A 15,853-nucleotide genomic window follows, 5' to 3' on the forward strand; every position below is an offset into this window, starting at 1 on the left:
CCTTTCCGCGATGCTGAATATTCAATTGTCAGGCGCCGGAAAACCGCCGGACGACAATTCCCCCGGCACAGCTCTTAAGGAGCAGTGATATGCGACAGCGAAACCTCGCCCACCGGATTTCGGCCGCACTCATCGCGTTATCGGCCGCCGCAGCCCTGCTCGCAGGCTCGGCGGTGCCCGCATCGGCCGCCGGTACCGGCCCCTTTAACGCCGAATACACCACCACCTTCAGGCTCGACGACCACACGATCTACCGTCCCGCGAACCTGCCCGAGGACGAGCGCCTGCCCATCGTCGTCTGGGGCAACGGCGCGTGCCGGGCCGACGGCACGATGTTCGAGAATTTCCTGCTGGAGATCGCCTCGCACGGTTTCCTGGTGATCGCCAACGGCCGCCCGGGCGGGTCCGGCAGCACCGACTCCGACATGCTCACCGAGGCGATCGACTGGGCCGTCGAGGAGGACGACCGGTGGTTCAGCAGCTACCGGGGACACCTCGACACCGACGCGATCGCCGTCATGGGGCAGTCCTGCGGCGGCATCGAGGCCTACGAGGCCTCCGACGACGACCGCGTGGACACCACGGTGCTGTGGAACAGCGGCATGCTCAGCGACCTGGACAACTGGCGCCTGCGCCGACTGGAGGCGCCCATCGCCTACTTCACCGGCGGTGAGAGCGACATCGCCCACGAGAACGCGCTGGACGACTGGGACCGGATCCCGTCGGAGCTGCCGGCGTTCCTGGGCAGCCTCGACGTGGGCCACACCGGAACGTTCGGCGAGCCCAACGGCGGCGAGTACGGCCGGGTGGGCGCCGAGTGGCTGAAGTGGCAGCTCAAGGGCGACCAGCAGGCCCGCCAGGAGTTCGTCGGGTCCGACTGCGGCCTCTGCTCGGGTGACTGGGAGGTCCGGCAGAGGAACCTGCAGTAGGAGGCACGGTCCCCCGTCCGACCGGCTCCGCTCAGGGGCCGGCGAGCGCACCTCCCCTCGGCCGTCCGCGACCGAAGCGCTCGCCGGCCCTTTTCGCACGGAATTCGCGGAGCGTTTATGGGAAACGACCTGCACTGATCCATGGGAGCCCTCCCATGGAAGGCGGAACATCCCTGGCGGCGGAGCGCTATACCGGTTTACCCTCGTGGCTGCAATGACCACTCCGAGCGAGGTGGCACACACTGGGGGATTCGCGTGCCGAGTGGGTGGATTCCGTATTCCCAGGAGCCGAAAATGTCGAACCACCGATGGGCGCGGCGGGTATCCGCGGCGGCGAGCGCGCTCGCCTTCGCGGCGCTGACCCTGGCCGCGCCCGCCGCCGCCGACGAGACCGCGGGCTCGGGCGCGCAGACGCCCGCCTCCGCCTCCTCCGCCCAGGCTCAGCTCCCGCTGGAGCGGCTACAGGTCACCAGCACGCGCACCGACGCCGACCGCCTCGGACGACCGACCGACATCGAGTCGGCCGGCGACGGCAGCGGGCGGATGCTCATCACGGAGAAGGAAGCCGGTGCGGTCCGCGTCTACCACCCCGACACCGGGCTCGCCGCCGACCCGCTGCTCGACATCGGCGACCGCATCACCAGCGAAGGCAACGAGCAAGGGCTGCTGGGTATCGCCACCCCGCCCGACTTCGGGAACGATCCCGAGCTCTACGTCGCCTACACCAGTGCCGACGAAGGAACCCTCACTCTCTCGCGCTTCCCGATGGAGAGCCCTGACCAGGCGAGCGTTCCCGCCGACGGCGAAGAGGTGCTGCTGACCGAGGAGCACAGCGAGTACACCAACCACAACGGCGGCGAGGTGGAGTTCGGCCCCGACGGCCACCTCTTCTGGAGCCTGGGCGACGGCGGCAACGCCGGGGACAGCCTGGACAACGGGCAGGACCTCACCACGCTGCTGGGCACCATCGTGCGGCTGGACGTCGGCGACTCCTGCGCCGACGCCTACTGCGTGCCCGAGGACAACCCGTTCGTCTCCGTGCCCGACGCCCGCCCGGAGATCTGGGCCTACGGCCTGCGCAACGCCTGGCGCTTCTCCTTCGACCCGGCGGACGGGTCGATGTGGATCGCCGACGTCGGCCAGGGCAGCTGGGAGGAGGTCAACCACCTGCCGGCGGGAGAGGGCGGCGCCAATTTCGGCTGGCCCTGCCGCGAGGGGCCCGACGAGTTCGACGCCGAGCGCTGCGAGACCGGGGCCGACTACACCGACCCGGCGTTCTCCTACGACCACCAGGACGGCAACTGCTCGGTCACCGGCGGCGTGGTCTACCGCGGCGGCGAGTACGCCGACATCGCCGACGGGACCTACGTCATGACCGACTACTGCAGCGCCAACACCTGGGGCATCCGGCCCACGGGCGACGGGGAGTACGCCACCGAGCCTATCGGGGAGCTGCCCATCCAGGTCACCGCGTTCGGCGCGGACGCCTCCGGCGAGCTGTACGCGGTCACCGACCTGCCCGGCGGCCTGCACCGCGTCGGCTTCGAGGCCCTTCCTCCGCCCGTGTACTGCACCGTCGACTACAGCGTGGACAGCGACTGGGGCGAGGGGTTCACCGCGTCGGTGGAGGTGACCAACACCGGCGAGGATCCCGTCGACGGCTGGACCGCGGAGTGGGACTACCCCGGCGACCAGGAGGTCACCAACGCCTGGCAGGCCGAGGTCACCCAGGAGGGGGCCACGGTTTCGGCGAGCGACCTGGGATGGAACAGCGTGATCCCGGCGGGCGGGACTCGGCGCTTCGGCGTCCAGGCGACGTTCTCCGGTGACAACCCCCCGCCTGAGGAGTTCCGGGTCAACGGGTCGGTCTGCGAGGGCTGACCCAGGATTCACGGGCTCACGGGCTCCCGGGCGCGTCCCGGCGGGCTCCGGGGGCCAGGACCGGCTACGGGGCGGTCCGAACGGCGACGCCGGCATACCCGCGCGCGGCGCGGGGGTGCCGGCGTTCGTCATGCGACCATGACGTGGGCCTTGCCGTAGGGCGAAAGCCTCGATTGACTTACTTTATTCGCTGACGTAAGAATCTCTCCGAGCCCCGAGATCCGCCGGCGAGCCCCGGCGCCCCGCCGACACCCTTCCACCCCTGCCGCCCGCGGCGGCCCCAGCCTGGAGTGATGCGCAGATGAAGCGTCAGACCCTGCACGAGGACTGGCTGCTGTCCACGACGGCAGGACCGGTGCCCGAGGAGATCGCCGGGCGCAGCGTCCCGGCGCAGGTGCCCGGGAGCGCGCACACCGACCTGCTCGCCGCCGGCCTCATCGGCGATCCCTATCTCGACACCGCCGAGACCGGCCTCGCCTGGGCCCACCGCACGGCGTGGCGCTACACGCTCACCTTCGACGCCGCGGCGCCGCAGCCCGGCGAGCGGGTCGACCTGGCCTTCGACGGGCTCGACACCGTCGCCACCGTGCACCTCAACGGCCACCGGCTGGGCAGCACCGCCAACATGCACCGCGCTTACCGCTTCGACGTCCGCGAGGCGCTGCGCGGCGGCGCGAACGAACTCACCGTCGACTTCTTCCCCGCGCTGGACTACGCCGAGCAGGAGCGCGAACGTCTGGGCCACCGCCCGCACACCAACGCCCACCCCTACAACATGGTCCGCAAGATGGCCTGCTCCTTCGGCTGGGACTGGGGCCCCGACCTGCAGACGGCCGGCATCTTCAAACCGGTGCGGCTGGAGCGGTGGAAGCGCGCCCGGATCACCGGCGTGCGCCCGCTGATCACCGTCGACGAACACGGCACCGGCCGTGTCGAGGCGCATGTCGGCATCGAGCACGCCGAGAGCGGCGGCACGGGCGCGGACCTGGTCGTCACGGCGCGCGCGGGCGGAGTGGAGACCCGCGTCGGCGTGCCCGCCGGGGCGAGCGAGGCGGTGGCCGTGGTCGAGGTGCCCGACGCGCGGTTGTGGTGGCCGGCCGGCTACGGGGACCAGCCGCTCTACGACCTCGATGTCACACTCTCCGCGGCGCCCGGCGCCGCGGAGCCGGAGGCCGGCCTGGACGCCGCGCACCGGCGGATCGGGTTCCGCACGGTGACCGTGGACACCTCCCCCGACGAGTTCGGCGAGCGCTTCGTCGTCACGGTCAACGGCCGGCTCGTCGCGGTCAAGGGCGCCAACTGGATCCCCGACGACCACTTCCTCACCCGCATCACCCGCGAGCGGCTCCAGCGCCGTGTCGACCAGGCGCTGGGCGCCCACATGAACATGCTGCGGGTGTGGGGCGGCGGCGTCTACGAGACCGAGGACTTCTACGACGTCTGCGACGAGCGCGGTGTGCTGGTGTGGCAGGACTTCGCGCTGGCCTGCGCCGCCTACCCCGAGGAGGAGCCGCTGGCCGCGGAGTTCGAGGCCGAGGCGCGCGAGAACGTCGCGCGGCTGTGCTCGCACCCCTCGCTGGCGGTGTGGAACGGCGGCAACGAGAACCTGTGGGGCTTCGCCGACTGGGGCTGGCAACAGGAGCTGGACGGCCGAACGTGGGGCGAGCACTACTACTACGAGCTGTTCCCGCGCGTGGTCGCCGAGCTCGACCCCACCCGGCCCTACGTCGAGGGCAGCCCGTGCAGCCCCGGCCACCGGCCCGGCGGGGTGCATCCCAACGACCCCGACCACGGCTGCCGCCACGAGTGGGACGTGTGGAACCAGTCGGACTACACGCATTACCGCACCACGGTGCCGCGCTTCTGCGCCGAGTTCGGCTTCCAGGGCCCGCCCACCTGGAGGACCCTGACCACCTGGATCCACGACTCCCCGCTCACGCCCACCTCGCCGGCGTTCCTGCTGCACCAGAAGGCCAACGACGGCAACGGCAAGCTGCACCGCGGGCTGGAGGGCCACCTGCCGGTGCCCGAGGACTTCGCCGACTGGCACTGGGCCACCCAGCTCAACCAGGCGCGGGCCGTCGCCTTCGGCGTCGAGCACTTCCGGTCGTGGTGGCCGCGCACCTCCGGCACGCTCGTGTGGCAGCTCAACGACTGCTGGCCGGTGACCTCGTGGGCCGCGGTCGACGGCGACGAGCGCCCCAAACCGCTTTACTACGCCCTGCGCCACGCCTACGCGCCGCGCCTGCTCACCTTCCAACCGCGCGATGGCGGGCTCGCTCTGGTCGCGGTCAACGACACCGACGAGGACTGGAGCGGCCATGTGCACCTCCAGCGGCAGGACTTCGCAGGCGAGGCGCTGGACGCGGCTAGGATCGAGCTGGCCGCAGGAGCCCGGTCCGCCGTCCGACTGGAGGTTCCCGGCTCCCTGAGCACCCCGGCCGACCCGAGCAAGGAGCTACTCGTGGCCGCCACCGACGACGCGCGCACCGTGCACACCTTCGGCGAGGATCCCGAACTGGCCTACGACCCCGACCCCCTCAGCGCGGTGGCCACCGCCGTGCCCGAGGGCTACCGGGTCGACGTGCGGGCGCGGGGTTTCGCCCGCGACGTCGCGATCCTGGCCGACCGGGTCGCGCCCGACGCCGTGGTCGACGACATGCTGGTGCCGATGACGGCCGGGGAGACGCGCTCGTTCACCGTGCGCACCGGCGCCCGCATAGCGCCCGAAGAGCTGACCGGTCCGCTGGTACTGCGCTGCGCAAACGGACTGGTCGCGCACGCGGCCGGCGCTGCATGAGCCCTTCGCCGGACGCCGCCGCCGCGGCGGGCGCGATCGGGCTGGTGCTGGCGCGGCCGGCCCACCTGCTCAGCGTCGAGCCGTTCTTCATGGAGTTCATCGGCGGGATCGAGGAGCGCTTGGCCCGGCGCGACATGTCGGTGCTGCTGCACATCGTCGCCGATCAGCGGGCCGAGCTGGAGGCCTACCGCCGCTGGGCGGCGCGGGGACTGGTCGACGCGGTGGCCGTGGTCAACCTGACCGCGGGCGACGAGCGGCCGGGCGTGCTGGCCGAGCTGGGGCTGCCCGCGGTGCTCGTAGGCACGTGGGAGGGCGCCCCGGACGCTCCGTCCGTGCGCACCGACGACGCCGCTCCGGTGCGCGAGGCGCTGCGGCACCTGCTGGACCTGGGCCACCGCCGCGTGGCCCGGGTCAGCGGGCCCACCACCCTCCTGCACACCCACAAGCGCACCGCGGCGCTGGAGGAGGGGTGCCGCGAAGCCGGCGTGGAGCCGCCGATCGTCGTGGAGGGCGACTACTCCGCAGAGTCCGGGGCCGAGCTGACCGAAGCGCTGCTGCGGCGGCCGGACGCGCCCACGGCCGTCCTCTACGACAACGACGTCATGGCGGTGGCGGGCCTGCAGGCGGCCACGGAGCTGGGCGTGCCGGTGCCCGAGCGGGTGAGCCTGGTGGCCTGGGACGACTCCACGCAGTGCCGGCTCTCCTCGCCGCCGCTGACCACGATGAGCGTGGACGTCCACCAGTACGGGATCACCGTGGCCGAGTCGGTCCTGGAGGCCGCCGCCGGCGCGCCGGTGGCCGAGCGCTGGTCGCCGGCCGCTCGCATCACCCCGCGCGGCAGCACGGCCCGCCCGGTAGTGCACGCTGCCGTGTAGGGGCGGCGCCCGGCGCCGGTCCTGTCCGTGCCCCGGCCTCGGGAGGCGCTAGATTTGCCGGTGCCGGGGGTTGGTCCGCGTGTGCCGGGGTACCTCCGACCGGGCCGGTGGGCACGGACCGGCTCCTGCCGGTACGGCGCGGCCGCAGCCGGTACCGTCGGTCCGCCGAGTCGCAAAGGAAGTTCACCGTGCGCCGTCCCACCATCGCCGATATCGCCCAGGCAGCGGGAGTCTCCAAGGGATCGGTCTCCTATGCGCTCAACGGCAAGCCCGGCGTCTCCGAGGCCACCCGGCTGCGGGTGCTGGCCATCGCCGAGGAGCTGGGCTGGGCGCCGAGCACGGCGGCGCGCGCGCTGTCGGACGGTCGCGCCGACGCCATCGGCCTGGTCGTCGACCGGCCCGCGCGCACGCTGGGGCTGGAGCCGTTCTTCATGGAACTGATGTCGGGGGTGCAGACGGCGCTGTCGCAGACCTCCACGTCGCTGCTGCTCCAGGTGGCCGCCGACCAGGACCACGAGATCCGCACCTACCGCCAGTGGCATGCGCAGCGGCGTGTGGACGGTGTGCTGGTGCTGGACCTGCTCGACGAGGACAAGCGGCCCGCGGCGCTGGAGCGGATGGGCCTGCCTGCCGTGCTGGTGGGCGGCCCGCTGCCGGGCGCGGCCCAGCCGTGCGTGTGGTCCGACGACGCCGCCTGGGTGGCGATGGCCATGCGCCACCTCGCCGACCTGGGACATCGCCGCGTCGCGCGCGTGGCGGGCCCACAGGCGCTGATGCACACCTCGCGGCGGACGCGGGCCTTCACTGAGGCGGCGGACGAGCTGGGGCTCACCGACTACCCCGTCGTGCACGCCGACTACAGCGACGAGGCCGGCGCCCGGGCCACGCGCGGGCTGCTGTCGCAGGTCCCGCGGCCGACGGCGCTGATGTTCGACAACGACCTGATGGCGGTCTCCGGGGTGAGCGTGGCCCAGGAGATGGGCTTCTCGGTGCCCGCAGACCTCTCGGTGATCGCCTGGGACGACTCGCCGCTGTGCCGCATGACCCGACCGGCGCTGACGGCGATCAGCCGCGACGTCAACGGCTTCGGCGAGCAGGCGGCCCGGGCGCTGATGGAGGTGCTCTCCGGACGCTCGGCGCAGGACAGGCGCGCCGACGACGCCGGGCTGATTCAGCGCGCGAGCACCGCCCGGCCGCCCGGGGCTCCGAATGGGCGGTAGCGCGGTGGCCGCCCCGGCGGTCGAGGGGTCCCGTCGCGGCGGGTGTACGCTCCCCGGTGGCGCCGGGAGAGGGGCACTCCGGTGTGACCAGAGGAATCTTGGCCCTTAATCGGTTCAGTGGTGTCTGTGCCGGTTGCCCCCGGCCGGGCCGCCCGGGTCACCGACCGCGGCCCGCCGCCGCGGACAAGCACGTGCCGTGTAGGAAGGACGCCGCCATGGACTACTCCGCCGAGGATCCGGCTCCGCCGGAGTGGACGCGGGAACAGGGCAGCGGACTCGTCGCCTGGGCCGGGCACTCCCGGCAGGCGCACGGGTTCGCCTGGCTGGACGACGACGGGCGCCCGCGCCCGGAGCAGGGCGTGCAGTCCTGGATCACCGCACGCACCACGCACGTCAGCGCACTGCACGCACGCGAGCACGGCGGCGCTGCGGCCGATCTCGCCGAGCACGGCGTGCGCAGCCTGCGCGAATCGCTGCGCGACGCCGAGCACGGCGGCTGGTTCTCCACCGTGTCCTTCGACGGCTCCCCCATCGACACCGACAAGGCCGGCTACCAGCACGCCTTCGTCCTGCTGGCCGCCTCCACCTCGACCTCCGCCGGAGTCCCTGAGGCCGCCGAGCTGCTCGCAGACGCTTCGGCCACGGTCCTGGACCGGTTCTGGGACGCCGAGGCCGGGCGCGCCGCCGAATCCTTCGACCGCTCCTTCTCCCGCGGCGAGGACTACCGCGGCGCCAACAGCAACATGCACATGGTCGAGGCGTTCCTGGCCGCGGGCGCCGCCACCGGCGATCCCGCCTGGGCGCAGCGGGCGCTGGCGATCGCCGAGTTCCTCATCCGCGACCAGGCCGCCGCGCACGGCTACCGGCTGCCCGAGCACTACACCGCCGACTGGCGCGTGCTGCCCGACTACAACCGGGACCGCCCGGCCGACCCCTTCCGCCCCTACGGCTGGACACCCGGCCACTCGCTGGAGTGGGCGCGCCTGCTGCTGCACGTCGAGGCCGCGGTGGAGCGACCCGCCGCGTGGCTGCTGCCGGCCGCGGAGGAGCTGTTCTCCACCGCGGTCGAGGCCTCGTGGGCGCGCGACGGCGCCGACGGGTTCTGCTACACGCTGGACTGGGACGACCGGCCGGTGATCCGCGAGCGCATGCACTGGGTGGCCACGGAGGCGTGCGCGGCGGCGCACGCCCTGCACGCCCGCACCGGCGGCGCCGGCTACGCCGAGTCGGCCCGGAAGTGGTGGGCCCACGTGCGCGCGTACTTCGTCGACGCGGCGCAGAACTGGCGCCACGAGACCGACCCGCACGGCCGGCCCAGCACCACCGTCTGGAGCGGTCGGCCCGACGTCTACCACGCGTACACGGCGCTGTCGTTCGCGGCGGGGACGCCGATCCCGGGGTATGCCGTACTCGGCGCCGGGGCCGCACCTGAGGGGAAGGCGAGCACGTGAGCACCCGAGAGAACGCGCCGGGCCCGCAGGCGGCGATCGCCGGCGAGCACGTGATGGACCTGCTGCCGGAGACGGGCGGCGTGCTGCGGCCGGTGCCCGGCGGCGGTCCGGCCAACATCGCCGTGGCCACCGCCAGGCTGGGCACGCCGACGATGCTGCTGTCGCGGTTCGGCGCCGACGCCTTCGCCGAGCGGCTGCGCGCGCGGATGGCCGCCGAGTCGGTCGACCTGAGCCGCTGCCCCGCCGGCCTGGGCTCTTCGGCACTGGCCGTGGCCACACTGGCCGACGACGGGTCCGCGCGCTACGACTTCTGGCTGGAGGACGCCCCCGACTGGTCGTGGACACGCGACGAGCTCGCCGGTGCGCTGCCCGACTCGGTGCGGGTGCTGCACCTGGGCTCGATCGCGGCGCTGCGCCCGCCCGGCGACGCCGAGCTGCTGGAACTGGCACGCCGCGAAGGGCGGCACCGTACCGTCACCTTCGACCCGAACGTGCGCATGGCGACACTGCCCGGCGCCGACCACGCCCGCTCGCGCGTCGAGGACTTCTGCCGCGTCAGCCACCTAGTCAAGGCCAGCGACGACGACCTCGCCGAACTGTATCCCGACGCGTCCGCCGAAGCGGCGGCCGAACACCTGCTGGGACTGGGTCCCCGCGCGGTGGTGGTCACGCGCGGCGGCGAGGGCGCCGTCGCACTCAGTGCCCAGGGGCGCGCCGAGGTGCCTACGCCGCGGGTGGCGGTGCACGACACGATCGGCGCCGGCGACACCTTCATGGGGGCCCTGGTCAGCGAGTGCGCCTCGGGCGCAGCGGTGCCGACGGGCGCGGAAGACCTGCGCCGACTGCTGGCCTCCGCCGCCGCCTGCGCCGCGATCAACTGCACCCGCCCGGGTGCCGACCCGCCCACCGCGGCCGAGCTGGCCGCGTTCGGCTGACTCGGACTGCGGCCGGGGGCGACGGCGGCGGGTGGCCGGGCTCTCCCGGCGGCGGTGCGGGGCTCCGGATTCCGTCGAGCGTGGCGCTGGGGCCACGCTCGGCGCGCTCGGGTGCCCTGCGCCCGCACCGCCGTCGACCTCGCCGCCGGCTTCGACGAGCAGTGGCCACAGCGAGTGGCCGGAAGCGGCCAGCGCCGCGGTCGCCCGGCGCCGGCGGGCGATCCGCACGCACCGCCAGGTACCGGGCGGAAAGGACGGAACCGGCACCGAGCGGCCTCCGTCCTACGGAGTGCCGCAATGCCGGGCAGTCGGGCAGCGGCCGACCTACGGCCGGTATCGGCCGGTGACCGGCATCGGCCCGGTCAGCTCCCCGGCCCCCGCTGTACGCTTTTCCGGCCCCCGGAACTCGCATACGCCACAAAAGCCGCACAACGACCGACAGGAACCTCCGTGTACTCTCAGTATCCGCCCCAGCCTCAGCCCTACCCGCCGCCCCAGCCCGAGAAGAAGCCCAACTACTGGCTGATCGGATGCTTCGGCTGCGGCGGTGCGCTGGCCCTCGTCCTCGGGGTCGTCCTCATCTTCGCCGTCGTGGTGAACAGCGGCGGGGACGACGAAGCCGGCGGCTCGGGCGGCGGGGCCTCCGCTTCCCCGGAGGAGGCCGGCAACGGGCAGGGCGAGGAGACCGCTCCCGTCGAGGAGGAGCCGGTCGGCAGCGGCGAGCCCGTCGAGATCGTCGCCGAGCCCGCCGAGTACCGGCCCGGGCCCCTGGCCGACGGCGGCGACTACGTGGCCGCGCAGGTCACCATCACCAACAACGGCGACGAGACCCTCGCGGTGAACCCGCTGTACTTCAGCATGGAGGACGGCAGCGGCCAGTCCAGGGACGCCAGCCTGACGGAGACCGTCGGCCAGGACGACGGCTTCGAGGCGCTCGAACTGGACACGGGCGAGAGCGAGAGCGGCGTCGTGGCCTTTCCCGGCACATCCGAGCCGGTATCCGTCACGCACACCAGCGTGATGGGCGAGAGCTACACCGCGGAAGTGGGCTGATTCGGCAGCTTCCGGCGCGAGGGAGCCCGGCCGGTCCGCGGGGGCCCGCCGGGCTCCGCCATGCCGGAGCCCCCCGCGGGCGGGCAGCGGCGCACGGCTGCGACACGCGTGGCTCGGATCGCCCTATGAGGCGGGGATCCCGCTATGGTGGCTCCGTGGCTTCCATCACCGATCCCCGGGTACGCGAACTTCTGCAAGAGGGCACGCGCACCGGCACGCTCGCCTACACCGCTTCCGACGGCCGCCCGCTGGCGGCACCCGTCTGGTTCGTCCTCGAAGGCGACGAGATCGTCTTCAACACCGGCAAGGCCACGGCCAAGGGCAAGGCGATCGCCCGCGACCCCCGCCTGGCCCTGGTGGTCGACGACGAGACCCCGCCGTACGCGTTCGTGCAGGTCCAAGGCGTCGCCGAGGTCTCCGAAGACCCCGATGAGCTCCTGCGCACCGCCACCACCATCGCCGGCCGCTACATGGGCGAGGATCGCGCCGAGGAGTACGGGCGGCGCAACGGTGTTCCGGGCGAGCTCGTCGTCCGCATGGGCGCCGCAAAGGTCGTCACCGGCTTCGACATGGCGGACTGAGCCCGCGCACTCGGGCGGCGGTCGGCCGCCTCAGGCGTCCGGCCCGATCCGGCCGTCGCCCCCTGCGCTCACGTCCTCCCAGGTCACCGCGTAGAACCGGCGCGTTCGGCCGCCCGTCCTACACCGTTTGCGGCACGGGCGGAATCAGGAAAGCGGCGGCGGGGTAACTAGTTATCGAGACAACCGCTCAGTAGGGAGCACGTCCGGACGGCCGCCCGTCGGCCATGGCCTCGCCCGAGCAGCGCTCGCCCCCTGAACCGGAGTCGCCGACGACTCCGGCCGGTCTGCACCGCGAAATCCGCGGCGTCCGGCACGCGCCCCTCCGACAGCGCCGGGAGGTGGTAGTGGACGATGACTGAGGAAGTGGCCACGACGACGTCGCCGGGTCGCGCCGACCCGCCATGGCCACGCAACATCCGGCAAGCGGGAGTCGCTCCCGCTTCTTCGCATGCGCGGAATCAGCACCGCGCCTAACCGTCGTCCAATCCACACCCGTTTCTAACGGTCTACCAGTTCCATGCAAGCCCCGAGTGGAATTCGTCTACCCCGGTGAAATCCTGGAAATAGAATCCACTGGCGTTGTCTGGAATCAGGCGATCGGGTCGCGCAGGGGCGGCCCGCTCGGTCTCGAACAGATCCCGCTCGCGAAACCACCACACCTCCCGCGGCAGGGCTGGAGGTGTGAAGAGAACCCGCAGCGCATAGCGCCGCCGACCGGGTCGGGCACGGTAGCGGAGCATCGGACGGCACGGAATGGAGCTGTCCACCTTGAGCCGGTAGCTGAACGCATACGAGTCATCGGTCCTGGGGTCCAGCTCGCGGTGCAGTCTGATGATCACGGAAAGGTACCCGAACCTCATCTCGCGAGTTGAAGCGATAGTACACCCCTGCCCCGCTTCGACTGTCAACACACCCGCCGCGTCGTTGTGATAGTTGTGCGTGAGGCAGGCCAGGGACACCCCCGGGTATAGCGGCGATATGACCCGGATTATGTCGACTTCGGAAACCACGCCCCGCTCGTCGAGGCGGTAGTAGGCCTCGGTCTCGGTGACCTCGTAGCCGCTGCGGATGGTGTCGGCCGGCGAATCGGGGGTGATGGTCAGCGGTGGGGCGAGCCGGTGGCGGTTGCGCTGCTGGATGCGCTGGCTGCGGCGCCGCTCCTCGCTGACTTCGCGCGCCTGGGCCAGCGCCCGGCGGACCAGGTCCTCGTCGCAGCCGAATTCGATCACGTAGAAGTACACCAGCTCCGAGGACGGCATGACGTGGCCGTTCTCGACGTTGGAGATGTGGCCGGAGGAGTAATAGGCGACGTCCCGGGTGGTGGCTCCCGCCGCCTGCCGCGCGTCGCGGAGCAGGCGGCCGAGTCTGCGGTGCTCCTCACTCACGGGCACGCGGTCGCGCGGCCCCGGCTCTCTCGGCATCCGCCCATTATGGAGTCCCTCCCCGCGTTGCGGGAGGGCCGCCCTCGCGGCGGAACCGGGCCGCGCCCGGTTCCCGATCGCCTTTCCGCACCCGGCCGACGGCCGCGGGAGTGTGCTTGCCTCTCTTGCTTGCCTCGTCTTGCTTGCTTGCCGCGGAAACTCGCCTATCGGCAAGCAGCCGAGGGACGTGATGCCCTTTTTCCCAGATGGTCTCCACCCGGATGTCCAACGGCGGCCACGGGGGTGGGAGCCCACCGGTCCCCTCAGGGAGGGAGAGAGTCAATGGCTGTCCTGATCGTCTCGATCGCCGCGCTCGTGTGCGGTTTCGCCGCCGGCTGGGTGTTCATGTCGTCGTACTCGGCCTGGGAGATGAGCCGGATCGTCAACCGCCAGCAGCGGGAGATCATCGCGCTGCGCGAGCACAACGCCGAACTGGCCGAAAGCCGGCACACGGCTTCCTGAAAAGCCGGGGCTCTGCGGATTCCTCCGCACGGCCCACGAGGAACCGACCGTTGAGAAGAGCGGGAGCGCGGGTCCGGCAGGGCCCCTCCCGCTCCGAACGGCACCACACCCCACCGCCGCCGAGCCGTCCCCGCGGTCCGCACCGCCTCCTCCACGCGGATGGTCCGTACGGTCCCCGAGGCGGTGCCGGAACGACCGTGAAGTCGGCACCGCGCACGACCCCGCAGGACAGCCCGCCGTGGGATCCTCCGTGGGATTCACGATGTCCGCAGGTCCCGCCGACCCTTCGAGGCGAATAGTGCACCTGCTGCTGCGCGACGGCGCGATGACCGCCGCTGTCAGTGGTGCGGGGGTTCGCCCGTGACCACGTGGTCCGCGTGGTTGACGGCTTCGAGGACGAGGCGGCGCAGGTGGCCGTCCCGCAGGCGGTAGATGGCCCGCCGGGACTGCTTGCGCGACTCCACCAGTCCGGCCAGGCGGAGCTTGGCCAGGTGCTGGGAGACGGCTGTGCGCGAGGCGGCGCAGGCCTCGGTGAGCTCGGTGACGTCGGCTTCGCGGTGGCCCAGGACCCACAGCAGATGCAGCCGGGTGGGGTCGGCGAGGAGCCGGAAGACGTCGGCGGCCACCGCCAGGCGCTCGGCCTCGGGCGGTGTTTCGTGGGACAGGCTCGCGGCCGCGGACTCTCCAGACTCCATGGGGGCAGTCTAGGTCTGCGCAGGGCGCCCGGGACGACACCGCGTTCTCGCCCGCCGGCGCCGGCGCCGGGCGGTGCTGCGCCTGCCGACCCTCTCAGCGCCCTGCTGCCGACACCGCGCCGGTGCGCGCGGACGCCGACGCGGACGGCGGCTCGCGCCACAACAGGACGGCGGCGCCTCCGGCCACAGCGGTGAGCACGGCCGTGCCCGCGAAGGCCGCCTCCGGGGCCAGATGGGAACCCGCCCAGCCGGCGAGGGGGTAGGTGACCAGGAAGCACGCGTGGGAGAGGGAGAACTGCGCGGCGAACAGCGGCGGCAGGCCGCAGTGCCCACCGCAGTCGCGCAGCACCCGGCCGGTGAGGGTGGCGATGAGCGAACACCCCGCGCCCAGCGCGGCCCAGGCGGCGGCCAGCAGCGCGGGGGCGGGCGCCACCGCCCACCCGGCGGCGAGCGTCGCGGCGGCCGCCGCGACCACGGCCGGGCCCGTGAGCATCACCGGGCGTACGCCCCCGGGCATGCGCAGTCGCGGCAGTGTGAGTGCCACGGCCATGGATCCGGCGCCGAAGCACGCCAGCGCCAGCGCGACACCGGTGTCGGTCCCGCCAAGCGGCCCGCGCACATAGACGACGGTGTCGACGAGCACCAGCGCCGTCGGTGCCGCCACGGCCAGGTTGAGTGCCGCCAGCGCGCGCAGCGGCGGCCGGGCCGCGAAGGCGCGCACGCCGCCCAGCGCACCCGCCAGCCGCGACGGCGACCCGCGCCCGGTGGCGCCGGGCAGCCGCGTGCTCGCCACCAGCAGTGCCGACACGGCGAACCCGACGGCGGTGCAGGCGAACAGTGCGCTGAAGGGCACGACCAGCAGGAGCGCGGCGGCGAGCACCGGGGAGGCGACCGCCTCAAGGTCGTAGGCCAGTCTCGACAGCGCCAGGGCGGCGGTGTAGTCGGCGTCGTCGACGATCTCGGGGATGAGGGCCTGGAACGCGGGAGTGAACGCGGCGGACGCGGTCTGCAGCAGCGCCACCAGGGCGTACACCTGCCAGACCTGGTCGGCCCAGGGCAGCGCCGCCACCGCGCAGGCGCGCACGGCGTCCGACCCGACGAGGACTGCGCGGCGCGGCAGGCGCAGGGTCAGGCCGGTGAGCAGCGGCCCGGCCACGACGTAGGCGACCATTTTGATCGTCAGCGCGGTGGCCATGACGCGGGAGGCGTCGTCGCCGGCGAGCCGGAAGGCGAGCAGTCCCAGTGCGACCGTCGCCAGACCGGTCCCCGCCAGGGCCGCCACCTGGGCCGCCAGCAACCGCCGGTAGGTCTTCGCACGCAGCAGCAGCCCGACCATGACGCCTCCTCACCGCCCCGAACCGGCCGACCGTCCGACGGCGCCAACATAACAAACATGTGCGTATATGCGCACTTGTAATAGGTGATGCCGGCCGCCGCATGAGGAGCGCCGACGGAAGTCGGACGATCGGGGCGATCGGGGACCGCGCCGGCGATGAGTTCTCGCGTCCGAGGGAGTCGGTACCTCCGAACCGCCGCGACGGGGCGGTCGC

13 protein-coding genes are annotated in these 15,853 nt (G+C 72.7%); 10 read left to right on the plus strand and 3 right to left on the minus strand.

Annotated features, from left to right (window positions below; all coding sequences use genetic code 11):
• The first annotated feature begins 89 nt into the window (after positions 1 to 89).
• From LP52_RS13975 to LP52_RS14015, 9 genes are all read left to right on the plus strand, one after another.
• A complete protein-coding gene (locus LP52_RS13975; RefSeq protein WP_040273905.1) occupies positions 90 to 929 on the plus strand; it encodes an alpha/beta hydrolase in 840 nt (279 codons plus the stop codon).
• A 294-nt stretch (positions 930 to 1,223) separates the two neighbouring features.
• Positions 1,224 to 2,810 (plus strand): PQQ-dependent sugar dehydrogenase, encoded by a 1,587-nt coding sequence (locus tag LP52_RS13980; protein ID WP_169775369.1) that lies wholly within the window; start codon positions 1,224 to 1,226, stop codon positions 2,808 to 2,810.
• 301 nt (positions 2,811 to 3,111) lie between these two features.
• Complete coding sequence (locus LP52_RS13985) at positions 3,112 to 5,610, plus strand: glycoside hydrolase family 2 protein (RefSeq protein ID WP_040273907.1); 2,499 nt, start codon at positions 3,112 to 3,114, stop codon at positions 5,608 to 5,610.
• Positions 5,607 to 6,485 carry a LacI family DNA-binding transcriptional regulator gene (locus LP52_RS13990; RefSeq protein WP_040273908.1) on the plus strand — a complete coding sequence of 293 codons (879 nt, stop codon included), beginning with the start codon at positions 5,607 to 5,609 and terminating at the stop codon, positions 6,483 to 6,485. The genes LP52_RS13985 and LP52_RS13990 overlap by 4 nt, the downstream gene beginning before the upstream one ends.
• 188 nt (positions 6,486 to 6,673) lie before the next feature.
• On the plus strand, positions 6,674 to 7,705 hold the full coding sequence (locus LP52_RS13995) for a LacI family DNA-binding transcriptional regulator (protein ID WP_040273910.1): 1,032 nt from the start codon (positions 6,674 to 6,676) through the stop codon (positions 7,703 to 7,705).
• 215 nt (positions 7,706 to 7,920) lie between these two features.
• The gene (locus tag LP52_RS14000) at positions 7,921 to 9,156 is read left to right on the plus strand and encodes an AGE family epimerase/isomerase (protein ID WP_040273912.1); all 1,236 of its coding nucleotides are present in this window, start codon (positions 7,921 to 7,923) and stop codon (positions 9,154 to 9,156) included.
• Positions 9,153 to 10,091 carry a carbohydrate kinase family protein gene (locus LP52_RS14005; protein WP_040273914.1) on the plus strand — a complete coding sequence of 313 codons (939 nt, stop codon included), beginning with the start codon at positions 9,153 to 9,155 and terminating at the stop codon, positions 10,089 to 10,091. The genes LP52_RS14000 and LP52_RS14005 overlap by 4 nt, the downstream gene beginning before the upstream one ends.
• Before the next feature lie 450 nt (positions 10,092 to 10,541).
• The gene (locus LP52_RS25795; RefSeq protein WP_052809829.1) at positions 10,542 to 11,144 is read left to right on the plus strand and encodes a DUF4352 domain-containing protein; all 603 of its coding nucleotides are present in this window, start codon (positions 10,542 to 10,544) and stop codon (positions 11,142 to 11,144) included.
• Positions 11,145 to 11,299: 155 nt separating this feature from the next.
• Positions 11,300 to 11,725: a PPOX class F420-dependent oxidoreductase gene (locus LP52_RS14015; protein WP_040273915.1), complete on the plus strand. Its 426-nt coding sequence runs from the start codon at positions 11,300 to 11,302 to the stop codon at positions 11,723 to 11,725.
• Between the two features lie 506 nt (positions 11,726 to 12,231).
• Here LP52_RS14015 and LP52_RS14020 read toward each other — a convergent pair.
• The gene (locus LP52_RS14020; RefSeq protein WP_157036329.1) at positions 12,232 to 13,110 is read right to left on the minus strand and encodes a helix-turn-helix domain-containing protein; all 879 of its coding nucleotides are present in this window, start codon (positions 13,108 to 13,110) and stop codon (positions 12,232 to 12,234) included.
• Between the two features lie 318 nt (positions 13,111 to 13,428).
• Between LP52_RS14020 and LP52_RS14025 the strand changes: the two genes are divergently transcribed.
• Entirely contained in the window at positions 13,429 to 13,608 is a 180-nt protein-coding gene (locus LP52_RS14025; protein WP_040273919.1) for a hypothetical protein, read from the plus strand.
• A gap of 338 nt (positions 13,609 to 13,946) precedes the next feature.
• Here the strand turns inward: LP52_RS14025 and LP52_RS14030 are convergent, their stop codons facing one another.
• Together LP52_RS14030 and LP52_RS14035 are read right to left on the minus strand one after the other, a co-directional pair.
• On the minus strand, positions 13,947 to 14,303 hold the full coding sequence (locus LP52_RS14030; protein WP_040273921.1) for an ArsR/SmtB family transcription factor: 357 nt from the start codon (positions 14,301 to 14,303) through the stop codon (positions 13,947 to 13,949).
• A gap of 94 nt (positions 14,304 to 14,397) precedes the next feature.
• Complete coding sequence (locus LP52_RS14035) at positions 14,398 to 15,639, minus strand: MFS transporter (protein ID WP_040273922.1); 1,242 nt, start codon at positions 15,637 to 15,639, stop codon at positions 14,398 to 14,400.
• Positions 15,640 to 15,853: the final 214 nt, after the last annotated feature.

The sequence above is a fragment of the Streptomonospora alba genome, assembly GCF_000826685.1.
Classification (GTDB): Bacteria; Actinomycetota; Actinomycetes; order Streptosporangiales; family Streptosporangiaceae; genus Streptomonospora; species Streptomonospora alba.